Genomic DNA, 21,641 nt, shown 5'->3' with positions numbered 1-21,641 from the left:
CGTTTCCGCCCCCGACCAATCTCCTGCCGCGCGATTTTCGCCAAAAAAACCGGCCTCCGAAGCATGTCACTTCGGAGGCCGGTGAAAACTTAACTGTTCGGACCGCTATTACGGTCGGGTCACAATGAGCCTGAAGACACCCTTCGCCGGCCCTTGGTTCCCGGTAGCTTCCTTGCCCGCGACACGAATAAGGTAATCCGTGTTCGGGTTGATGGACGCATCGGGCAGGACTTTGCGGGCCTGGCGGTTCGGGAAGAAGAGCTGGTTGGTTCCCAAGCCCGTCGTGCAGCCCTCATCGTCGCAATGTTGCGTCGTCGGAAGCGTCGATGTACCCGTGGTTCCCGGACATTCCACCGGGACCGCCGGAACGGTTTGGTGGGCCGAGATCACCGAGTCATACGTCGTTCCGATGCCGCATAGCGCGATGGTCATCGTTCTATTCGGGCTAATTCCGATATCGGGGCCGGAATTGACTCGATACCAGACGTCGCCGGCAGTCGTGTTGGAATTTCCACACTGTGCCGTTCCGTCACGCGTCGCGCCAATGGTCGTACCGACCACCGTCACGTTGGTGCTAATGAGGATCGCCGACGCACAAGCGTTGTTCGTCGGGACCGCCGGGGTGTATGCACAACTCGCCGCGTTCACGCTCACCAATCCAAGGCAGAACGCCAGGTCGCGATCGAGGAGCTGATAGTTAAACGCGCCTCCGCCCGTGTTGCGGATGGCCGCGCGGTTATTGCCCTCGGTCGATGTGGCCCACAACCAGACGCACGAAGCAGCGACCGTCGTGTTCTGGATCTCTACCCAGTAACACTGGCCGGCGCTCACGCTGATCGGTGGATTGAGGAACGCATCGTATTTGTACTGCTGGCTGTTGAGCGTACCGCCCGACGCCTCGTTCGGGATCGGAATCGTCTTGGCCGGAGTCACGTTGTAATCCCCGCCGAGTTGTTGAGTGATATCGGGGAGGCTGCCGGTCGTTCGGAAGAACCTGACGCGGAAGGTTTCCGCACCGCCGACGCCGCCGTCGCAGCCGTTGGACGAATGGAACCCGCGCCAGCAAATCTGACTGATGGTCCCATTGGCATTGGGCCGGAAATCATCCGCCGTCAACGTTGAATTGTCGGCGTCGCTCACGTAGCCGCCCTGCTGCACGTTGCTGAGAACGTGCGGCGTCTGGCATCGAGCGCCGTCGTCGCAAATCGCCGTCGGGCAGGTGAAGCCGGTGCAGTTCGTCCCGGCGGACCAGGCGGTCCCGCCCAGGTCCAGACAGCGAATCTCGGTCTCGATCGTGCACGCCGCCGGATCACCCGAGCAGCAGTGACCGGTCGGGCACGCCGTCGCACAGGTCGTGGCGGCCGTCCAGAGGCCCGGTCGCGGCGAAAGCTGCGGCGATGTTTGGTCGAGATTGTCGCATGTGGACTTCATGGTATTCGCGCAGAGGGTCTGCGTCGGATTCGCCGGATTGATATAACAGCACCGGCCCACGGTGCACGCCGGACTCGGCGGACAGCTTCCGCCTTCGACCCACTCGCCGAAGTAAATCGCCTCGCAGCGATCCTTCGTAGTAACGAGACAATCGAGCGTGCCGAGCGGCGCGATGTCGTAGCAGCACCGGCCCGGGGGCGGCCCGCAGCCTTCCTTGTCGATGCGGACGCCGAGGCTGAACGCCATATCCAAGGCGACGACATTTACGCTGCTGCACGCGCTGTAATCGGTCGGCAGGGTTCCCGACGGCGGATCGCCTTCCGGCGGGGCCGTGTCGACATCGATTTCCGCGTGGAGGGAATCGCCCAGCGGCGACGTCTCCCAATACCACTTGCAATCGCTGACCGGAGTATCGTTGACGATTTCAATCCACAGGCATTGGCCGGCTGTTACCGCAATCGGAACCGCCAGCGTTGCCGTGTAGGCATATTCCGTAACGGTACCGCCCTCGGTCGTGCCGGTCGGAGCGATCGTCCCACCGGTCGCCGTCCGCGTCACCGCGCCGGTGCCGGAGTCGAGGAATTGCCACCCATCCGGAGCGAGGGCGCCGGGAGCGAGAACCGTGCCAGGGCAGCGGCCCGCGCCGTTATTGTTGTTGCGGAACGTCACCTTGAAGCAATCCGGTTCAGGTCCGCACTCATCACCCGCCACGTTCAGATAGGTGCCCCACCAACAAATATTGGTGATGACGCCATTCTCAGTTGGACAGAAGCAATCGGCCGCGCGGCGGTCATTGCTCGTATCAATGTCGCTTTGCACCGCGCCGACCTCGCCGGTCTCCAGCGGACCCGGAGGCTGGCCCGAGGCTGGATCGAAGCAATCCGCCCCGACCGGAGTACAAACCGGCTTGCTCAATTGAACCAGCAGGTTCACGAACGGGTTGAGATCGCCGGCCAGCGTGATCTGACCATCGTTCGAAAGGTCTCCGCGGCAGAAGTTCGCCGCGAAACATCCCTGGAATTCGTCAAAGATCGTCGGCGGGAAGAACAACGTGTCGATCCACTTGGAAATATCGCGACCGTTGACCTTACCGTCGTTATTCATGTCGCCCGGACAGCATTCGGCAAGTTGCACGAACGGCTCGCACGACAATTCCACGGTGTAGTCCGCGCTGCACGGCGCCTCGCCGACGCCTCCGAACACGTTCGGAGCGACGTACACGTAGTACGTCCCGGCGCACACCGCGGCCGTCACTTCCAGCGTGTTCGCGGTGCCGGTCGGCGGCTCACAGGGGAACGTAATAGAGTCGAAGGCCAGGGTCACCGCGTTCTGGCAATCGCCCGACGGGTCACCGATGATCGCCATTTCCGGCGCAAATTCCATGGACACGGCGCGCCAGCGGATGGTCGCTGCCGTCAACACCTCCACTTTATACCAGTCGGTATCGCGATTAATGAACGAAGCGTCTTCGCACGCACCACCGGCACAAGGCTCGGTATTTGGACAATCCGCCGGTGCGTCGCACGGGAACGGATTTCGGAAGTTTCCGGCCTTGCCGCAAATGACGTACGGCGTCGTGCTGCACGTAATCAACGGGTAGTTAAAGGTCGGGGGAACCGCGAAGCAGCCGCCGTTAAAAGTATCCTGGGGACCCAGGGCGTCCACCGTTCCAGGATCGTTGGAATCCTCGCAAATGGCCTCGCCTTCAGCGTTTGAACCGCCGGGACAAGTCGCCGGACAGCTGATGCAACCTGTGGTGAACGAAGTCACCGTCAGCACATAATGCAAGGGTTCATCCAACGGGTCCGTCGCCGGTACGATGACCGGCCGGGGCGAACCCGTGAATTCAAATTGCCCGCCGGCCACGTTCGAATTTCCACACGCGATATAAATCGTGTCTCCCTCGCCGGCTTCACCGGTGGGATCGGCGGCGCCAACCGGGATACAGGCACAGAAGTTGCCCGTAAAGTTGATGGGGCCGATGCAGGACGACTGTATGGAAGAGTCCGCCTGGTCCGCGGTGCAGTCGTCTTGCAAGGCCAGCGCCGTCGGATTGTCCGGCCAGGTTTGCGTACTCGCGGGAATAACACAGTCACCCGTCGAGGCATTGAACGCCGACGCCGTGAAGACGCCGACAAACGGGTTAAAGAACCCGTCGCTGCCGCAGCTTTCGAAGAGGACGCCCGTCACGCCCACCGGAACCGTGTACTTGCACCACAAAATTCCGTGCGTATCGCGGGTCAATACACCCGATCCGCCGCCGAACTCCGCGTTCAGGTTGATGGCGGTATAGCAGGCATCGCCCGTCTCCGGACACGGATCGGACTTGCAACCTGCGTAATCTTCAAGTCCAAGCGGATCGCCCTGGTTGAAGTCGGTGAACTGGCGGTAGAAACCGCCGGCATTGTTACAATCCGTATCGACATTGGAGATCTGACAGGCAACGGCTTCGGTGCCGGAGTCATAGAAGCAGCACCGACCCGTACCGCCGGCGCCCTGTACGAACGGCGCGGGACTCGTCGGGATAAAGTCAATGTTCAAGAACCCGGGGCCGCCCAATGGCCGGCTGGGGACCACGCCTGCGCGGCCGCGTCCCACGCGAATCTTGATGCAATCGCCCGGATCGAAAAACTGGTTGCTGTTGATTTCGACGGGGAGTTCCAGGTGGGAAAGGCTGTTCCGCTTGAACTCCGTCCCGTCATTGAGTCGGTCGTCGCTGCACGCGATCTGAGCCTCTTCGCAAAGCGTCGCTCCGCACGCCTGGCCTCCGCCCTGCGCCACCGCGTCGCCATAGACCACGACGAAGGTATCCAGACCGCCGCCGCCCTCGTTTTCGGCCTCAAACCCAAACGTACTGATAACAAGGACGCCCGACTGAACCGCAACGCCGTTGTACACCGTCGGGATTCGGTAGTTGTAGAAAACGTCCTGACGAATCGCAGGCAACGGGGCCGTGTTGTTTCCGAATTCACATGCCGCGGGAACGTCCTGTCCGGCGGGAGGCAGATCCGTATCATTGGCAAAAGACGTATCAAACGTCAGGGATACGGCCAGCGCCGTCAACGAAATCTTGTCTTCGCAAGCATCGTTCGAAGGGATACCGGGGCAGTCCGCGCCTTCGACGCCGCACGTCGTGTTGTCGCCCAGGTATTGGCCGCCGCGGCCTTCGCAGGCGATCTGAGCGAGTTGCGCGCAGCCCGCCTCGCTCTCTTCGCAACACGCACCGGTCGGCAACGAACAACTGCCGCAGGATAATGTGATCAAGTACCGAGTGCTGCACGCCACGCCCGAGAACGCATCCGGTCGGACACGGACCCACCACGTGCCGGCAGGCAGACAGCGATTAATCGTTACCACATCGCAGGCCTTGCCCGTGGCAAAGTTCAAAAAGGTCGGGTCGGCGACACAGTTCTGCGGGTCGCCGCCGTTCTGAACCAGGATGGCTTCAACGTCGAAGCGGGCTTCGATCGTTACGGTGACGGCGGTATCCTGCGTCAGGACGATCTGATACCAATCGCTGTCCCGCGCGTCATCAGAGCCCTGACAGACGCTGCTCACGCAGGTGACACCCTGATTGCAATCGGTGTCGGCGGTGCAGAAGGACTGGAAAGTCCCCGCCGTGCCGCACACGGACTCACCGCAGGCCAGCGCCTCAAATGCGTTCGGAGCCGCCTCGCAACCTTGGTTGGTGACATCGACGTAGCCAGGGCCGCAATTCGGCTCAGCGGACCCGCCCGGATCGGCCGTCAGACAATCAGCTTCCGTCAAACAAGTCGTACAGAGGGGCGTCGTGTCATCGAAATCGGCACAAACCCCTTCTTTCCACTTGGCCGTACTGCTCAACGCGATACACGCCGCTCGCGTGACACTGTCCGCGCAGGTCGCGGGCTCATTGTCACGATTGCAGCAAGCTCCCAATGGGCCGGGGTTCGCAAAAATTTCAATGTACATACCGGCGATCGTAGGAGGCCCGCCGTAGAAGAAGTAGTCGTCCGTCTGGCCCGCGCCCAAATCCTCGCAGAATCCGGTACCGCCGTTGCCGGGCTCGCAATCCGGCCACACTCTCACCGTATTGGGAATGACAATGTCGTCCTCGGTAAAGCCCTGCTCGGCGGTCGTGGAAATGCTCCACGCCGCGTCGCCGTTCTCCGATTGCATGCAAATCCACACAAAATTGGAATCGATCAGGATCGGCGGATCCATGTCAAACGTCACGATGACGGGCGGGTTGACCAATTGGAAGTTGCGCGTCTCGCAGAACAACACCAGAGAGGCCGGATCGTCCGGGCAAATCGGCAGAAAGTTTCCGGACCGCATGGACATGGTAAAGGAATCGGTCGCGCCGCCGCCGGTGATGCCACCGACCGAAACGTTGATGCGGCAGACAAACCGGTCCGTCGACGAGGGCAGGAAGTTCACGTCGTCGCAAAGGGGAATGTTGTCGGGGTCGCCGAAGGAACCGATCGAGTTGCCGCCGGTGTTCTCGTAAATCTGATTCGTACAGGGCTCAAACTGGCAGTGCAGGGTGCCGACGTTCCGGGGACCACCCAGCAACTGCTGTTCCCGCGTGCCCAACGGCGCGACCGCCGGCCACGTCGGAAGGACGTCCGAAATATCGCGTGGGCGGCTCTGGATCAGATAGCTCCGATCGCGCGTGTCGACCGCGCTTTCGTTGATCCGCAACTGCTCTTCACTCAACTGAATCTTATTGGGCGTTACCGTGAATCGCGATCGCGGATCCACGACTTTCTTACCGGCCGGTTGAGCGCCTTCGCCCGCCGTCGCGGTCGCGATCGCCCAACACATGCACGCCGACACCGTCAAACCCAGTGCTACTGTGGTTCGCTTACCCATCGATCCTACTCCTTACCCTTTGCAAAAAAGGTCGAAACAAGGACGATAATCCTTCCTCGCGTGAAGGAACGCGAAGGAAGACGTTTTCTACTTGGACGCTGCTTTCCTGCCTCGATTAAGGCGGGCTGATTTTTCGCTCCCACGTCCTAGGGCGGATAGAGAAGTACCCCGCCCGTGATCCACTTTCACCCAATAACACACGATGCTACCAAAAATGGCGCTCCCGAGTCAAGGGGTATCGGTTGCAAACCCCTGTCATTTAAGGCGGTTTTCGCGACTTCGGACCGCAATATTACCGCTCGCTTCAACGGCAATCCGTGACCGACAGGTACCTTGATTGGGGTGAAAATACCCTGTCTATGTGATGCCAAACACACAGGTCATTAGGTCCTCTCCAGCCGCCATGGCCCTCGAATGGGGCTTATAAGGTACAGGCTGGGAAATAACTTAAGCGTGAGAATGAACGATTTTGCTCGGCGTGGCGATAGGGCTTTCTCTGCACGGTAGTCGTGTGCCCAATCCCGCGCGGCACGAAAGAACCGAAAAAAGGAGCACCGGCAATAAAATGGAGATGGGAGCGCTGGGACTCGAACCCAGGACCCACGGCTTAAAAGGCCGTTGCTCTACCGACTGAGCTACGCTCCCTGGAGACCTCGACTTTAGCCTGATTTCCTGTCTCTGACAACGCCGGCACGGCCGCCGAGCCTCGGGACCTGCCCCTCTCGTCCTACGCATTCACCGGAAGTGGAACGACTTCGCCCGAAAACTCGTCGCCGCTGACGACAACGCGGACGGGCGTACCCACCTTGGCCAGAGCCGACTTCACATATCCCAGACAAAGCACGGCGCCCATCGCCTCGCTGAAGCAGCTACTGGTCACTCGCCCCACTACGGTCGAATTCGACAATATCTCCGCCCCTCTCTCGATGATCGCCTCGCCGCTCACACGAAGTCCCGCCAGCTTGCGGGCGAGGATACCGTGCGAGCGCATCCGCTCGATCACCTCCTGTCCAAGATAGCAGCCCTTGTGATAGCTGATCCCGCGTTCGACCTGGCCCGTCTCCGGTGGAACGACCTCTTCATCAATGTCATCCACCGATGCCGGGATCCCCGCTTCCATTCGCAGGATCTGAACCGTCGCCGCGGACAAGGTGGCCAGGTGGAGTTCGCCGGCCAGTGCGTCAAGCGCCGCTCGCGCCGCGGCACGGTCTTCGCCGCACACGATGATCTCGAACGCCGGAACACCCGCGAAATCATGGCGGACAAAACGGGCCTCCGATGCACCGATTCGCCCCGCGACGTGCTGCAACTGGCTCATCGGCGAAAAATTGCCCAGGCCCAGCCGGCCCCCCGCGTCGCCCGCTCGCGGCCCCATGACCGCGTGACGCTCGACGGTCGAGGAGACGTCGGCAAGCTGAACATCCTCGGTGATCACGTACCGTTCCAGATGCTTGGTTGCCGTTTCGATCTGGCGGCGGTCCACATCTAACCACAAGCGATCGTCCAGAATCAGGATGTTCATATCGAAGACGGCCCGACCCTTGACGCTGGTGGCGAAGGCGTAGTTCCCCTCGCCCGGCTGGAGCGTCTTGACCACGTTGGTGACGAGATTATTCAGCCAGGTTGCCCGATCCTTGCCGCGAACCTCGATCAATCCTCGATCCGCGCGTGCATAAACCCCGCCGGCGGTCATCGCCGCGCGGTATTGCTGTTGAATCTCCGGTGGATTGGGCATGGCAGTATCGACGCCGCGGGCGCACGGAATTGTAGCGAAGGCCAGGGCAGGCTGGCCGCTTTGAAATTATAGGGAAGCCGCCGAATTGAACGCTTATTCGCCGGTCGGCTCTCGATCCGCCGCGGGCTGGATTTCAGCGTCGCCGGCTCCTGGCTCGCCGCGCGGTTCACCGGCCACCGAGCTCTTGGGAGCATTCGGTTTCAGATGGCTGTACTGCTCATCGGTAAGCTGTTCAATCCGGGACGCCGAAAAACGCAGGTTCGATTGGTTGCCGTTCTCCTCGGTGTCGAGCACCTGATTGTAAAGTTCGATGGCCCGCGCCCGATCGTGCCGGCGAAAGTCGTACACCACCGCGCATTGGAACCGCGCAGCGTGCGGCGTCTTCGGATCCAGTGCCGCCGCCCATTGATAGTAGCGAATCGAAAGCTCGTCGTTCGGATCGTCCTCGCGCAGATACTCTTTGTAGATTTCTCCGCAGTAGAACGCGCAATCGTCCACCTTGTCCGACGTCGGGTATTCCTTGAGCACTTTCTTGAACATCCCCAAGGCATCCCGCGCCTTCTTCTTGTTGTTCGGCAGCGCCCCGGCCAGCGGGATCAATTTGACCTGGTTGTGGATGGCCAGGGCCTTGTTGAAAATTGCATCCGCCTCGGGAATCGACTCCTGCGGAGAGACTTCGGCGCGATGTTCCGTCGTCGCGGCCGTCAGATAAGGATAAACTTCGACCGCCTCGGTCAGCGCGCGCTGCCGACGCGCCCAATCCGCCTTCGTACTGTCGCCCGCCTGCAAATAGAGCTTCTCTAGTTCCCGGAGCTGGCCCAGGTAGTGCTCGCGAGTCTCCATCAACGCCTCAACCTTGTCCGCAAAGTTGGCGATGTCGCCGGAACGTGCCTTGACAATCTCCGCGTCCTCGGGCGGCGGCTTCACATCGACTACGGTATAGTCGTGTTTGCGGTCCAACCCTTCACATCCGTAGACGGCGATGAGACATGCGGCGATGAGAAACGTGGCGACCGATCGGTGAATGCGTGTGGAATCCATTGAACCAATCCCTTGGATCGTGCCGCGGCAGGTCCGCGGAACCCTCCCTGCCTTCTCGTCCGTTGAGACAGGTCTTCGCTATTGCACCAGTCCTCGGCCCGCTGGTCAAGCGAAAGTTCGTAATATGCGACGTTGAAAGTACGCTTTGGGGCTGTGATTTGTTGGCGGCTTCGAATCTGGCGGTTGCCAACTACCACTTCGCCTCCTCAAACGCACCGCGACGGGCGACGGGTTTTTGAGGCAGGGCTTTCAGTACCGCCGAGGCCAGCACCAGGTCCCCCTTCGTCGTGATCTTGATGTTGCGCGGATCGCCCCGAACGCCTGCGACCGGATGACCGGCGGCGGCCACCAATTGCGCGTCGTCCGTCAGCGGTACGCCCTCGGGAATCCCGATCGCCCCCGACTTGAAATCGTCATAGGCCCCGACCAGCCAATCCTTGCGAAAAACCTGCGGCGTCTGGGCCATGTGTAGCCCCTCGCGGCTGACGGTCTCGGTGATGATCCCGTCCTTATCCACGCGCTTAAGGGTCGAGGTTACGGGACAGATGGGCGCGGCCGCCCCGGTGTTGACCGCCGCCTCGAAGACTTGATCGATCCACTCAACCGCGACGCAAACCCGCACCGCGTCATGAACGGCGACAAACTCCGCATCCTCGCTGACGGCCGCCAGGGCATTGGCCACGGAGTCATGCCGTTCGGCCCCGCCTTCAACCAACTTGACCCCCATGAACCCAAGGTTGGCCCCGAATTTGTTCTTCATCTGCTCCATATCCGCCGGAGCCACGACGAGGATGGTCTGGGCAACATCCTCGCGATTGACGAAGAGCTGGAGGGCCCGCAGAAAGATCGGCTGGCCATCCAGCACGGCGAAGACCTTGTTCTCCCCCCCGCCAAACCGCTCACCGCTCCCCGCAGCGACCACGATCGCGCTCATCTTGCCCATACAGCACCTCCGCTACGTCCTATTACAATAAGGATAGTCACGCCGTACAAGGCGGCGAGCTGGTTCCTGATTCTTTTTTCATTCGCGCAATGGAAAAAAGCGAAGACAACTTGATCGCCTGGATCTCTGAGCGAACTCGCTCCCAACCCGGCACCTCCGACATCCCCATCGGCATCGGCGACGACATGGCCATGATCCGCACGCCTGTCGGCGAAGTCCTCCTCACCTGCGACATGCTCATGGACGGCGTCGACTTCGACACCTCCAAACACACCCCCGAACAGATCGGTCGCAAAGCCTTGGCGGTCAGCTTGTCTGATTGCGCCGCGATGGCCGTCCGTCCGCGCTGGGCGCTGGTCAGCGTCGCCTTGCCCAACACCTGGACAATGGAACAGGCCCAACGGCTCTATGATGGAATAGAGTCGTTTGCCCAGCGCTACGAGGTCGCCATCATCGGCGGCGACACCAATAGCTGGAACCAGCCCCTCGCCGTCGATGTGACGCTCGTCGCTGAACCCTGGCCGGGAGTCAAGCCGGTGCAACGCAGCGGCATGAAGGCTCACGACCTGATAATCGTCACCGGCGAGTTGGGTGGCAGCCTCGCAGGTCATCACATCGACTTCGAACCCCGCGTCCGCGAGGCAAAGTGGTTAGCGGAGAAATTAGGCTCCGACCTGCACGCAATGATCGACCTGTCCGACGGTCTGTCCACAGACGCCCACCGACTGGCGAAGGCGTCGAACCGTGGAATTGAATTTGGCGAATTCTCGATTGAATTGCTCGCGTCGAAGGCTGCGATCAAGACGTCAAAGGACGATGGTCGAACCGTTCTCGACCATGTGCTAAACGATGGAGAGGATTTTGAGCTGTTATTTGCGGTGGAACCTGCAGCGTGGATTCGACTTGGAGAATCTTCCGAGGGCCAGTGGCTGCTCGACCAGAAAGTAACACCTCGCTATCGAACAATCGGAATCGCAGAGAAAGAGCCTGGCGTTCGACTCAAACGATCGAACGCGACAATATCCGTCATCGAACCCCGCGGATGGCAACACTTTAAATGACTGCGCCCCCGACGAACCTTGAACTGCGCTCGTCGTCGCCCGACGACACCCTCCGCATCGGCCGCGACCTCGCCGCCTGCCTCTCCCCCGGCGACGTCGTCGCCCTCGTCGGTCCTCTCGGCGCGGGCAAGACCCAACTCGTCAAAGGCATCGCCCTCGGCCTGGGCGTGCCCGATTCGCGGCTCGTCAACAGCCCCACCTTCGTCCTCGTCAACGAATACGCCGGACGATTTCCCATCCACCACCTTGACGCCTACCGACTCACGAGCGCCTCTGAATTGGAAGCCCTTGGCTTTGACGAAATGTGCGCCGGCAATACCGTCGTCCTCGTTGAATGGGCCGACCGCGTCACCGGCGCGATCCCTGCCGCAGCCCTTTGGATCGAACTCTCCGTCGTCAGCGACAACGAACGCCGACTGACCCTGCGCACTACTTCTGCCGACCTCGCTGCACGGCTGGCCAACCGCGCGCGCCTGCGGTAACGTAACCCCATGCCCAAACGCCCCTCCCGCAGCCCCCGAACCGACGGTCGCCGACCCGACGAACTCCGACCGATCCGAATCATCCGCGGCTTCACCAGGTCCGCCGCGGGTTCGGTCCTCATTAAATTCGGCGAGACGCACGTCCTCTGCACCGCTTCGGTCGAAGAATCCGTGCCTCCATGGCGAAAGGACTCGGGTCTCGGCTGGGTCACCGCCGAATACGACATGCTCCCCGCCAGCACCGGCGAGCGCCGCCCGCGCAGCCGCGGCAAAGGCGTCGATGGCCGCGCCCAGGAAATCCAGCGCCTCGTTGGCCGCTCGCTCCGCGCCATTGTCGATATGAAAAAGCTCGGCCAGCGGTCCATCTGGATCGACTGCGACGTCCTCCAGGCTGACGGCGGAACGCGAACGGCCAGCATTACGGGGGCTTACATCGCCCTCATCGACGCGGTCTCGGGCCTCCGGCGGAGCAAACTCCTGACGGCCAGTCCCATCATCGACTCCGTCGCCGCCATCAGCGTCGGCCTGGTCGCTGGTCGGCCCCTCCTCGACCTCAACTACGTCGAGGACAAGGACGCCGAGGTCGATTTCAATGTCGTGCAGACCGGTCGAGGCCGGTTTATCGAGGTCCAGGGCACCGCCGAGGGCGGGGCCTTCAGCCGGGGCCAGCTTTCGCGGATCATCTCCCTCGCCGAGAAAGGCATCCGCCAGCTACGTACGATTCAACAGAAGACGCTGGGAAAACGCCGAGCGTGACCTATGACATTCGGATCGCAATTTCGTAGGGCGGGTTCTGCCCGCCGCTTCTGCCGGACGACGTGTTACTCGGTCCCCTTCCTCCTCCTCGCCGCCTGTCAACAACAAGATCAAAAAAAGTGGGACGAGTTCTGGAAGGTGGACTCGAACCGCCCCCTTTTCGGCAAGCAGGTCGGTGACGCGGAAATCTGGACCATCGAGTGCAACGATTACCGCAGCGCCAGCCGCGAGGAACGCGAGCAGATGGCCGACAACATGGCGCGGCTCCTGAAAAAACGCCGCGAACTTCGCGCCGACGACGTCTGGGTGCAGAACGAAGCCGACCGCAGCCGCATCTTCTACGGCCAGTACCCTCTCAAATACGTGGAGGCCAGGACCGACACCGACGACCATGCCCAGGGCGACGTGATCATCGAATTGAACGAAGAAATCCGACGTGACCTCGATTTCATCCGCAAGCTCGCCCTCGGCGACAAATACCCCTTCTTCAGCGCCCGGCCGACCGTCATGCCCACCGAGCACGTCGGCCCGCCGGAATGGGACCTGCAGAGCGCCCGCGGCGTATACACGCTCAACATCGGCGTCACGTACAACACCGAAACGCTCCACAACTACAAAGAAGCGGCCGTCGAATGGGTCCGCGACCTCCGCAACCGCGGCTACGACGCCTACTACTACCACGACCCCGACCGCCCCCTCAGCAGCATCTGCGTCGGCACCTTCGGCGAAGACGCCCTCGTCGACGACGGTCAAGGCAAGAAGCGAATGAGCCCCGCCGTCATCGAGCTGCGCAATAAGGAGGAGTTCAAGTACAACCTCGAAAACGGCCACATCATCTACCGCAGCGCCGTCAATGAAGCCGGTCAAAAGGGCCGTATCCCCAACTGGTCGTTCCTCGTAAGAATTCCGCGCACCGGCGAGTCAAGCGACCTGCAAACGATCCCCACCGGCTCCGGCGGCTGATCGATTGTGCCACTGCTCTCAAGGAACAGTATATTTGCCCTCCTTAAACAAGCGCGATGAACTGACTCATATGCCCCGGAAGGGCAAATGACCGTAGCCACGGGTGGAGGTCGCCCTTGGCGACCGGAACCCGTGGATAGAGGACGAGTTTATTTCCTGCCGCCCCAGAGGGGCGGAGGAGCGACACTTACCCGATGCCCACTCCCCGCGACATCCTCATCGCCACCAACAACCCCGGAAAATTCCGCGAGATTGTCGCCCTCCTGACGGAGAACTCTGATCCGAGCCCCGAGCGCCAGCGACGGGATTCTTCACTCGGCGCAATCCGCTGGCTCTCTCTCGCCGACCTTCCCCAACCCATCCCCGAACCGCACGAAGATCAATCAACCTTTCTCGGCAACGCCACGCTGAAGGCCACGTATTACTCCAAGGCCGCCGGCATGTGGGCCCTCGCCGACGACTCCGGTCTGGAGGTCGACGCCCTCGGCGGCAAACCCGGCGTCCACTCCGCGTACTTTGACCACGCCGCGGCCCATCTGCCCCGCGAAGCCCGCGACCGCGCCAACAACGCGAAACTCATCGCCGAGTTAACCACCATCCCGCCGGAAAAACGCACCGCCCGCTACCACTGCATCCTCGTCCTCGCCGACGCCGACCGCATCCTCGCCACCGCCGACGGTGTCTTCGAAGGCCGCATCATCGACACCCCCCGCGGCGCAGGCGGCTTCGGCTACGACCCCTATTTTCTCGTGCCGGAACTCGGCCGGACCGTCGCCGAACTCCCCGCCGAAGAAAAAAACCGCCTCAGCCATCGTGGCCAGGCCTTACGAATGATGCGCACGAGGCTCGCTAATCTGTGAATGGTGAACTGCCAGCCCAAAGCGCAAGCGAGGTGTTACGCCTTCGCCCCGCCCCCAATCCGTCGTATCCCCCTTAGCCCCATCCCCAGCGCCTCCGGGTTCGTCGCCCAGCGCATCGCCTCCGTCCCGCTGATTGCCTGCTCCTGATACATCTTCAAGAGATGCTGATCGAAGCTCTGCATCCCCGACTCCCCCGTCTCGATGTACGTCAAGAGTTCGCCCAGCCGCTTCTCGCGGATGAACTTCTCCGTCACCGGCGTGCCCCGCAGCACCTCGACCGCTGGTCGCCGCGTGCCGCCCGTCGCGACGACCAGCCGCTGCGAGATAATCGCCTCGATCGACGCCGAAAGCTGCGACAGGAGCGTGTCGTACTCGCCCGGCGGGAACATGGCCACGATCCGCTCGATCGCCTGCGGGGCGTTGGACGAGTGCAGCGTCGAAAAGACCTGGTGCCCCGTATCCGCCGCGCGGAGCGCCATCCGCAGTGTCTCCACGTCGCGCATCTCTCCGACGAGAATCACGTCCGGGTCCTGTCGCAGCGCCTGTCGCAGGGCCTGCTCGAACGACGGCGTGTCCGTCCCCACCTCGAGCTGCGAGACCAGCGCCTTCTTGTTCACGTGCATGAACTCGATCGGGTCCTCGATCGTGATGATCTTCGTCCGGTACGTCTCGTTGATCAGGTCGATCATCGTCGCCAGCGTCGTGCTCTTCCCGCTCCCCGTCGTACCGGTCACCAGCGTCAACCCGCGCTGCGACAGGGCGATCTCGTGGATCACCTGCGGCAGCTTCAGGTCCGCAATCGACGGCAGCTTTCCCTTGATGACCCGCATCACGATGCCATAGCGCCCGACTTGCGAATACGCGCTGCACCGAAACCGAGCGGAGTTCGGGTGCTGATACGAAAAATCAATCCCCGCGATGATCGCCCGGTCCGCTTCCGCCTTGCGGCTCTCGGGCAGCACGGACATCACGAAGTTCCGGGCGTCCTCGTTTGACAAGGCGGGCGAGTTCACAAACCGCGTCTGACCGGCAATCCGCATCATTGGCGGCGAGCCCGCCTGAACGTGCAGGTCGGAGGCGTTGTTATCCACCGCGAACTTGAGCAGTTGGTTGAAATCCATGGTTGGCCTCGCCGCGGTCCGAGCCCGCCCTATTTCAATTTGAACGTCGCCACGACCGGGTTGTGGTCCGAACCCCCCGTCTCAATCGACCCTTCGATCACGCGATACGACTTGTCAACGTAGCGTCCGCCCATGGCCGGCGACGCCAGGATGTAATCGATGCTGCTGCGATGGGGGGCCTTGTTGTACGTCACCGCATCCTTGGCAAAGTCCTTCATGAAATCGACCAGCGCCGTCGGCCCAGTCCCGCGGATCGCCTTGAGCGGATTGCTCTCGAAAGTGTCGTTGAAATCCCCGCAAATGACGAACAGTCCGTCTTTGTCCTTCGTCAGCTCCTGATCGAGGACCTTCCTCGCCTGCCGGCACTCCGCGAGCCGGGTTTTTTCCGTATCCCCGCCGCCCCGCTTGCTCTTGAAATGCACCACGAAGACTTGGAACGACGGGGCATCGGGCGGATCGATCCGCACCTGCAAAAGGTCGCGCTGGAACCACGTCTCGCTGCCCGACCCATCGCTGAACCGCTCATACATGTGCGACGTGACCGGCCCGACCGGTAAACGCGAGAGCAGGGCCACGTCGATCCCCCGCTTATCGTTGCCCTCAAAACACACAACGTGCTGATAGCCCATGTCCGGTAGCATCGCCGCAACGAACTGCTGCAGGTAAAACCGGCTCTCCACTTCTTCCAGCGCCAGGACGTCCGCATCCGCGGCGCGAATCCGCTCCGCTACCTTTTCCAACTGCTCCTTCGGCTTGGCCGGCGTCCCTTCGTCCGAATGGTACGGACAATCGTGTTCGTCAAAGAAATTCAGGATATTGAACGTGCCGATCGTGACCGTCCCGTCAAACGCCCGCGCCTTGGGTTCGGCCTTCGGCGGAATCGGCAACTCCTCTTCCAATATCGTCACCTGGTCGGGCTTCGTCACCTCTATCTGCGGCTTGCCCTGATAGGTCGTAACCTCGCCCCGAATCCGCACCAGCTTGTGCGCATACAGGGTGTGCGGCGGTGTGGGAAAATTCTTGTAATTCGGCTGATGCACCACCGCCGTGAAGCTGCGGGCCGTATCGAAATTCAAAAATGTGATCTTCCCAATGTTCCGCGCCTGAACGATCCGCCCCTGCACAATGATCTCATGATCAACATGCTTGGGTGCATCCTTCCAATCGACGACCGGAATGCCCGCATCCTTGGGGAGGATCTGTCCCGCCGCGGGCGATGCCATGGCCGCCGCCACCAAGATCGCCCAGATGCTCATCTTGAAACCGTGCATGGTTCGCTCCAAATTTGCGGCGACCGCCCTCCCGCCAATCGCCTGAGTTTCTACCCCTTCTGGCAATGGCGCATTGTATTGGCATTTCGAGCGGAAAGTAATCGCCGCCGATACGTTACTATGCCCGCCGTGACCGCCCACCTTGAACCCAATCCGGTCTTCCTGCGCAACATGGCGCAGCTCTGGCGGCTCGATGCCCGCCTCGCCCAGCAGATCGATGAACTCCCCCTCGATGCGGCCCTCGACCTTCAGCCCTCCAAAGCCGGTCCGCCGACCGCCCGCGTCTCCACCGCCGACGGTCGCACCCTCTATCTGCACAGCCGCTATGACCCGCACCGCGAGGCCCGCGAATTCTGCGATACCCTGGAAAAAACCGATGCCGCCTGCGTCATCCTCTGCGGTCTCGGCCTCGGCTATCACCTGCAGGCCCTCTTCGACGCCTTCGGTCCCGACGTTGTCTATCTCATCAGCGAGCCCGACCTCGTCACCATCAAGACCGCCCTGGAGCAGACCGACCTCTCCGCCCCCCTCGCCGCCGGTCGCATCGCCTTCATCAACCGGCTCGACAAGGGATTTCTCCACGAGCGTATCATGCACTTCAGCACGATCCTCATGCTCGGCACGCTCTTCGCCGTCCCGCCGGTCGCAAGGGATCATCAGTCTGAATTCCACGCCGCCTGCCGCACCGCCCTGCTCGACTTCGCCGCCTTCGCAAAGATGTCGCTCGTCACGCTCGTCCGCAACGCCTCGATCACCTGCCGCAACATCGCCGCCAATCTGCCGACGTACGTCTCGACGCCCCCGATTGACATCTTGCGCAACCGGTTCGCCGGCTGCCCCGCCATTCTCGTCGCGGCCGGTCCGTCGCTTGCCCGCAACATCGATCAACTCGTCGCCTTGCAGGACAAGGCCATCATTATCGCCGCCCAGACGACCCTTCGTCCGCTCCTCGAGCGCGGCATTCGCCCCCATTTCGTCACCTCGCTCGACTTCAGCGACCTCTCGCGCCAATTCTTCGAAAACCTCGAAATCCCCGGCGACCTCGTCCTCGTCGCCGAACCCAAGGCCTCCTGGCACGTCATCGACGCTTTTCGCGCCGACGTACCAGGGACCGTGAAACAAGACCCTCAATCCCTTAATCCCTCAATCCCTCATTCCCTCCGAAAAAACCGCCGCCTCATCCTCCTCGACAACGCCTTCGCCCGCCGCTGCGTCGGCGACGGTCTTGCCCAGCGCTCTCCGCTTGAGGCAGGCGCGACCGTCATGCACCTCGCCTTCTATCTCGCTCAGTGGCTCGGCTGCGACCCGATCATCTTCGTCGGCCAGGACCTCGCGTTCGGCGGTCACTGCTATTACACGCCCGGCGTCGCCATGCACCGCGCCTGGGCCCCCGAACTCGGCCGCTTCACCACGCTGGAAATGAAGGAATGGGAGCGCATCGCCCGCCACCGCGCGATCCTCCGCAAGGTGAAGGACATCAATGGTCGAGACATCTACACCGACGACCAGATGTTCACCTATCTGGAACAATTCGAGCGCGACTTCGCCAAATCCGCCGCCCGCGTCATCGACGCCACCGAAGGCGGCGCCCGAAAGGCGGGCACCACGATCATGAAGCTCGCGGACGCCGCCGGCCAATTTTGCCGCTCAACGATCGACGCCGCCAAGTTCGATTACCTGCGCCACCCGTGGGGCGATGCCGGTCAATTGCATCCCGCTCGCGACGCCCTCGCTGCCCGCCGCAAGGAACTGGACAAGTTTGAATCCCTCTGCCGCGAAACCCGCGACATCCTTAATGAACTAACCGACCTCGTCGGAGACTCCTCCGCCTTCAACCGCCGCATCGCCCGCGTCGATGAACTGCGCACCCTCGTGCAGGACCACGAAACGATCTTCGCCATGGTCCGCGACGTCTCCCAGCTCGGCGAGTTGCAAAGATTAGCCGCCGATCGAAAGCTCCACGCCCCTGAGGGCGGAGACCAGGCCCGCGCCCAGCGCCAAATCCAACGCGACATCCAGTTCATCGACGCCATGCTCGAAGGCTGCAAAGAACTCGGCGGCATCCTCGACCATTCCCTGCATCGCTTCGACGCCGCCATCGAGGCCACCAAATGAAAACCATCGCCACGATCGCCGTAGACCTCGCCCGATCGCCCCTGGGCATGCGCTCCCGCCTCGCCGAAAACCTCTGCGGTAAACCGGTCCTCCGCCGCACCGTCGAGCGCGTCTTGATTGCCAAACACGTTGACGAAATCTACTTGCTAACACCCACCGACCAAAAACCGGCGGTCGCTACGCTCCTGGCCGGCCTGCCGCTTCCAACCAATGCGGACGACGCACTCTCGCGCATCAAAATTCAGACCGTTGATCAAACGCCTTCATATTCCCCCCTCGTCCGCGCCGGTCGCCTATGGGGCCTCGACGGCTGGCGTGGCGGGATCGGCGGCCTCTGCTGCTTCGACGAGGACTACAACGCCGCCGCCGTGGCGGAAACCGCACAGCGCGCCCTCGCCAGCGCAATCATCTCCATCCCCGCTTCCGCGTGCCTGATCGAGCCCTCCATGATCGACGCCATGATCGATCACTTCGAAAACATCGCGGCCGGCTTCCGCATGACTTTCGCCCAAACCCCGCCCGGCCTGTCCGGCGTCATCCTGCACCGCGAACTCGTCGACGAACTTGCGACCGCCAACCAACCCCCCGGAATGCTCCTGCTCTACCACCCCGACCGCGCCTTCGCCGACCTGTCCGGCAAGGAGCCGTGCTATCGGCCTCCCTCCGAGGTGATCGAGGCCCGCGGCCGACTGATCGCCGACACCGAGCGCAGCCTCCGCCGACTACGCGAATTAATCGAGGCCGGCGCGGACGCTTGGGACGCCGCGCGCATCGGCCGCTGGCTGCTGGATCGCGCCGAGCGTCATCTCGAGCCGGTCCCCCAGGAAATCGAAATCGAACTGACCACGGACGACCGCCTCCCCGAAGCGTCGCTGCTTCGCCCGCGCGGTGCAACCGTGGGCAAGCGCGGCCCGCTCAAGCTGGACACCATCCGCTCCATCGCCGAATCCATCGCGGACCACGACGACGTGCGAATAGTCCTCGCCGGTTTCGGCGACCCGCTCCTGCACCCTCAATTCGCAGCGATATGCCGCGTCCTTCGCGAGTCCACCGCCGCCACCATCGCCGTCCGCACCCCCGCCCTCTGCGACGATGCCGCCATCGAGAACGCGCTCTTCCAAGCGCCCGTCGACGTCATCGAAGTCACCCTCGATGCCATGACCGCCGAGACCTACCAAAAGGTCCACGGCCTCGACGCGTTCGAATCTGCCACGGGCCGTGTGGAAAGCTGGCTCGCCCGGCGCCAATCCTCGGGCTCGGTCGCGCCCTTCATCGTGCCATCATTCGTCAAATCCGAAGACAACATCCACGAAATGGAGGCCTTCTACGACCACTGGCAACGCCGCCTCGGCGCCTGCCTCGTCACCGGGCACTCGCACTACGCCGGTCAGCGCCAGCCCCGCGCCCTCAGCTTGATGGCCCCGCCCAAACGCACCGTCTGCCGCCGAACGCTCTCCCGCGCGATGATCCTCGCCGACGGCCGCCTCACCACCTGCGACCAAGACTTCGCCGCCCGCCAGACCATCGGCCGCCTCGACGAATCGCCGCTGTCGGAGTTATGGCACTCGGCCAAAATCAACGCTATTCGCGGAAATTGCTTCGACAGCGCCCCGCTCTGTTCGAAATGTGATGAATGGCACCGGCCTTAGTGACGCGTATAATAACCTATGAGTCTTCGCCAGGCGTAGGGATGTAGGAAACTTCGAATATGATTTCGTTTACGCAACAAGAAAAACAGGTCGTTGAACTTTTCCGCCAGCTTGATCCCGGCCGCCGACGTGCAGTGCTCTTTGAAATGGCTCAGGCCGACTCTAATGGGTGGAAACAGTACCAGGCCAAGGGCGAATCCCGACTACGAGAACTTGCTCGCGAAAAAGGGCTGGATTGGGACCGCTTGAACGACGATCAACGCCAGGACTTCATCGAGGAATTAGTCGATGGTGACCTGCGGTGAGTCATCGCGTCGTCTTCGACACGAATGTTCTGTTTTCGGCCGTCGGCTGGGGTGGGACACCGGGCCGATGCGTCGAATTCGTGAAAGCTGGTCGCATCCGAGGCATCACCTGCCCTGAAATCCTCGACGAATTGGCGACTAATCTCACTGCGAAGCTCCAATACTCGGATTCCGAAATCGATACGGTCCTGGCTGCGCTCCTTTCCATTTTTGAAGTTGTGAGAATCTCCGGCGATTTCATGGGCCCACAGGCGCACCGGGGGGACGACAAAGTTCTCGAATGTTCGCTCGTCGGCGAAGCGACGCATATTGTGACCGGCGACCGCCGACACCTCTTGCCGTTGAAGAGGTTTGCCCATGCCGAGATCGTAACGCCGTCCCAGTTACTTGAAATAGTCGAGCGTGCCCCCGTATGAAACGATAACCAAGCTCGCTGCCTTAAACACCCAGCGCCACCTTCGGCGCCATCCGAATCGCCAGGTCCTCCACCTCGAAGAAATCGACCTTCTGCCGCCCCATCATCCGCGCCACGAACATCGACGGAAACTGATCCACCAGCGTGTTGTGCTCCCGCACGTTCGCGTTGTAGAACCGCCGCGCCGCCGCAATCCGGTCTTCCGTATTCACCAGCTCCTGCTGAAGCGCCAGGAAATTCTGATTCGCCTTCAACTCCGGATACGCCTCCGCCCGCGCCAGAAGCGTATTGACCGAATGCACCAGCCGGTTCTCATCGGCGGCCTGCTCCGCCGCGCGCCCATTCGACGCCGCCGCCCGATCCCGCGCCGCGATCACCTCCGCCAGCACTTCCCGCTCGTGCTTCGCATACCCTCGCACCGTCTCGACCAGATTCGGAATCAGGTCATACCGCCGCTTGAGCACGACATCGACGTTCGACCAGCTCTCTTTGATCAGATTCCCCAGGCGAATGAACCGATTGAGCGTGGCGATGAACCACACGACCGGCACCAGCACGACCGCCGCAATGACGATAGCGCCAACCGGTGCCTCCGTACGCGCGAAATAGTAACCCTGAACAATCGCTTCGGACGACATG

General features: G+C 61.9%; 16 protein-coding genes and 1 tRNA gene. 9 read left to right on the top strand and 8 right to left on the bottom strand.

Annotated features, from left to right (window positions below; all coding sequences use genetic code 11):
* Positions 1 to 108 precede the first annotated feature (108 nt).
* From VJZ71_14965 to ispD, 5 genes are all read right to left on the bottom strand, one after another.
* Positions 109 to 6,285: a hypothetical protein gene (locus VJZ71_14965; protein ID HKQ49369.1), complete on the bottom strand. Its 6,177-nt coding sequence runs from the start codon at positions 6,283 to 6,285 to the stop codon at positions 109 to 111.
* Positions 6,286 to 6,857: 572 nt separating this feature from the next.
* Positions 6,858 to 6,930, bottom strand: a tRNA-Lys gene (locus tag VJZ71_14960).
* A gap of 82 nt (positions 6,931 to 7,012) precedes the next feature.
* Positions 7,013 to 8,020, bottom strand: a complete 1,008-nt coding sequence (locus VJZ71_14955) for a glycine cleavage T C-terminal barrel domain-containing protein (protein ID HKQ49368.1) — start codon at positions 8,018 to 8,020, stop codon at positions 7,013 to 7,015.
* Positions 8,021 to 8,113: 93 nt separating this feature from the next.
* Positions 8,114 to 9,061 carry a hypothetical protein gene (locus tag VJZ71_14950; GenBank protein HKQ49367.1) on the bottom strand — a complete coding sequence of 316 codons (948 nt, stop codon included), beginning with the start codon at positions 9,059 to 9,061 and terminating at the stop codon, positions 8,114 to 8,116.
* 190 nt (positions 9,062 to 9,251) lie between these two features.
* Positions 9,252 to 10,004, bottom strand: coding sequence for a 2-C-methyl-D-erythritol 4-phosphate cytidylyltransferase (ispD, locus tag VJZ71_14945; GenBank protein ID HKQ49366.1), 753 nt, complete (start codon positions 10,002 to 10,004; stop codon positions 9,252 to 9,254).
* 89 nt (positions 10,005 to 10,093) lie between these two features.
* Here ispD and VJZ71_14940 point away from each other — a divergent pair, with 89 nt between their 5' ends.
* From VJZ71_14940 to VJZ71_14920, 5 genes are all read left to right on the top strand, one after another.
* The gene (locus VJZ71_14940) at positions 10,094 to 11,065 is read left to right on the top strand and encodes a thiamine-phosphate kinase (protein HKQ49365.1); all 972 of its coding nucleotides are present in this window, start codon (positions 10,094 to 10,096) and stop codon (positions 11,063 to 11,065) included.
* Positions 11,062 to 11,547: a tRNA (adenosine(37)-N6)-threonylcarbamoyltransferase complex ATPase subunit type 1 TsaE gene (tsaE, locus tag VJZ71_14935; GenBank protein ID HKQ49364.1), complete on the top strand. Its 486-nt coding sequence runs from the start codon at positions 11,062 to 11,064 to the stop codon at positions 11,545 to 11,547. The genes VJZ71_14940 and tsaE overlap by 4 nt, the downstream gene beginning before the upstream one ends.
* Before the next feature lie 9 nt (positions 11,548 to 11,556).
* Complete coding sequence (rph, locus tag VJZ71_14930) at positions 11,557 to 12,303, top strand: ribonuclease PH (protein ID HKQ49363.1); 747 nt, start codon at positions 11,557 to 11,559, stop codon at positions 12,301 to 12,303.
* A 3-nt stretch (positions 12,304 to 12,306) separates the two neighbouring features.
* Positions 12,307 to 13,266 (top strand): hypothetical protein, encoded by a 960-nt coding sequence (locus VJZ71_14925; protein HKQ49362.1) that lies wholly within the window; start codon positions 12,307 to 12,309, stop codon positions 13,264 to 13,266.
* Between the two features lie 194 nt (positions 13,267 to 13,460).
* Positions 13,461 to 14,126, top strand: coding sequence for a non-canonical purine NTP pyrophosphatase (locus VJZ71_14920; protein HKQ49361.1), 666 nt, complete (start codon positions 13,461 to 13,463; stop codon positions 14,124 to 14,126).
* Between the two features lie 35 nt (positions 14,127 to 14,161).
* On the opposite strand, the gene VJZ71_14915 is transcribed toward VJZ71_14920, so the two are convergent.
* Both VJZ71_14915 and VJZ71_14910 read right to left on the bottom strand, forming a co-directional pair.
* Positions 14,162 to 15,247, bottom strand: coding sequence for a PilT/PilU family type 4a pilus ATPase (locus VJZ71_14915; protein HKQ49360.1), 1,086 nt, complete (start codon positions 15,245 to 15,247; stop codon positions 14,162 to 14,164).
* Positions 15,248 to 15,276: 29 nt separating this feature from the next.
* Positions 15,277 to 16,518 (bottom strand): endonuclease/exonuclease/phosphatase family protein, encoded by a 1,242-nt coding sequence (locus VJZ71_14910; protein HKQ49359.1) that lies wholly within the window; start codon positions 16,516 to 16,518, stop codon positions 15,277 to 15,279.
* A gap of 120 nt (positions 16,519 to 16,638) precedes the next feature.
* Between VJZ71_14910 and VJZ71_14905 the strand changes: the two genes are divergently transcribed.
* Genes VJZ71_14905 through VJZ71_14890 form a run of 4 tightly spaced genes read left to right on the top strand, consistent with a single transcriptional unit; the run spans position 16,639 to position 21,003 of the window.
* Positions 16,639 to 18,633 carry a 6-hydroxymethylpterin diphosphokinase MptE-like protein gene (locus VJZ71_14905; GenBank protein HKQ49358.1) on the top strand — a complete coding sequence of 665 codons (1,995 nt, stop codon included), beginning with the start codon at positions 16,639 to 16,641 and terminating at the stop codon, positions 18,631 to 18,633.
* A complete protein-coding gene (locus VJZ71_14900; protein HKQ49357.1) occupies positions 18,630 to 20,282 on the top strand; it encodes an SPASM domain-containing protein in 1,653 nt (550 codons plus the stop codon). Before VJZ71_14905 ends, VJZ71_14900 begins: the two co-directional genes overlap by 4 nt.
* Positions 20,283 to 20,341: 59 nt before the next feature.
* Positions 20,342 to 20,587, top strand: a complete 246-nt coding sequence (locus tag VJZ71_14895) for a hypothetical protein (protein ID HKQ49356.1) — start codon at positions 20,342 to 20,344, stop codon at positions 20,585 to 20,587.
* Positions 20,584 to 21,003 (top strand): putative toxin-antitoxin system toxin component, PIN family, encoded by a 420-nt coding sequence (locus VJZ71_14890; GenBank protein HKQ49355.1) that lies wholly within the window; start codon positions 20,584 to 20,586, stop codon positions 21,001 to 21,003. The genes VJZ71_14895 and VJZ71_14890 overlap by 4 nt, the downstream gene beginning before the upstream one ends.
* Positions 21,004 to 21,025: 22 nt before the next feature.
* Here the strand turns inward: VJZ71_14890 and VJZ71_14885 are convergent, their stop codons facing one another.
* Positions 21,026 to 21,640: a LemA family protein gene (locus VJZ71_14885; GenBank protein ID HKQ49354.1), complete on the bottom strand. Its 615-nt coding sequence runs from the start codon at positions 21,638 to 21,640 to the stop codon at positions 21,026 to 21,028.
* Position 21,641: the final 1 nt, after the last annotated feature.

The organism is Phycisphaerae bacterium, assembly GCA_035275405.1.
In the GTDB taxonomy this organism is placed as follows: domain Bacteria; phylum Planctomycetota; class Phycisphaerae; order UBA1845; family UTPLA1; genus DATEMU01.
The sequence above is the reverse complement of the archived record's forward strand: the minus strand, read 5'-3'. Positions and strand labels throughout refer to the sequence as shown.

What these genes read in the sequence shown, in the direction of transcription:
- VJZ71_14965 (HKQ49369.1), bottom strand. Translation starts at nt 6,285, where the DNA reads ATGGGTAAGCGAACCACAGTAGCACTGGGTTTGACGGTGTCGGCGTGC.
- VJZ71_14955 (HKQ49368.1), bottom strand. Translation starts at nt 8,020, where the DNA reads ATGCCCAATCCACCGGAGATTCAACAGCAATACCGCGCGGCGATGACC.
- VJZ71_14950 (HKQ49367.1), bottom strand. Translation starts at nt 9,061, where the DNA reads ATGGATTCCACACGCATTCACCGATCGGTCGCCACGTTTCTCATCGCC.
- ispD (HKQ49366.1), bottom strand. Translation starts at nt 10,004, where the DNA reads ATGGGCAAGATGAGCGCGATCGTGGTCGCTGCGGGGAGCGGTGAGCGG.
- VJZ71_14940 (HKQ49365.1), top strand. Translation starts at nt 10,094, where the DNA reads ATGGAAAAAAGCGAAGACAACTTGATCGCCTGGATCTCTGAGCGAACT.
- tsaE (HKQ49364.1), top strand. Translation starts at nt 11,062, where the DNA reads ATGACTGCGCCCCCGACGAACCTTGAACTGCGCTCGTCGTCGCCCGAC.
- rph (HKQ49363.1), top strand. Translation starts at nt 11,557, where the DNA reads ATGCCCAAACGCCCCTCCCGCAGCCCCCGAACCGACGGTCGCCGACCC.
- VJZ71_14925 (HKQ49362.1), top strand. Translation starts at nt 12,307, where the DNA reads ATGACATTCGGATCGCAATTTCGTAGGGCGGGTTCTGCCCGCCGCTTC.
- VJZ71_14920 (HKQ49361.1), top strand. Translation starts at nt 13,461, where the DNA reads ATGCCCACTCCCCGCGACATCCTCATCGCCACCAACAACCCCGGAAAA.
- VJZ71_14915 (HKQ49360.1), bottom strand. Translation starts at nt 15,247, where the DNA reads ATGGATTTCAACCAACTGCTCAAGTTCGCGGTGGATAACAACGCCTCC.
- VJZ71_14910 (HKQ49359.1), bottom strand. Translation starts at nt 16,518, where the DNA reads ATGCACGGTTTCAAGATGAGCATCTGGGCGATCTTGGTGGCGGCGGCC.
- VJZ71_14905 (HKQ49358.1), top strand. Translation starts at nt 16,639, where the DNA reads ATGCCCGCCGTGACCGCCCACCTTGAACCCAATCCGGTCTTCCTGCGC.
- VJZ71_14900 (HKQ49357.1), top strand. Translation starts at nt 18,630, where the DNA reads ATGAAAACCATCGCCACGATCGCCGTAGACCTCGCCCGATCGCCCCTG.
- VJZ71_14895 (HKQ49356.1), top strand. Translation starts at nt 20,342, where the DNA reads ATGATTTCGTTTACGCAACAAGAAAAACAGGTCGTTGAACTTTTCCGC.
- VJZ71_14885 (HKQ49354.1), bottom strand. Translation starts at nt 21,640, where the DNA reads ATGTCGTCCGAAGCGATTGTTCAGGGTTACTATTTCGCGCGTACGGAG.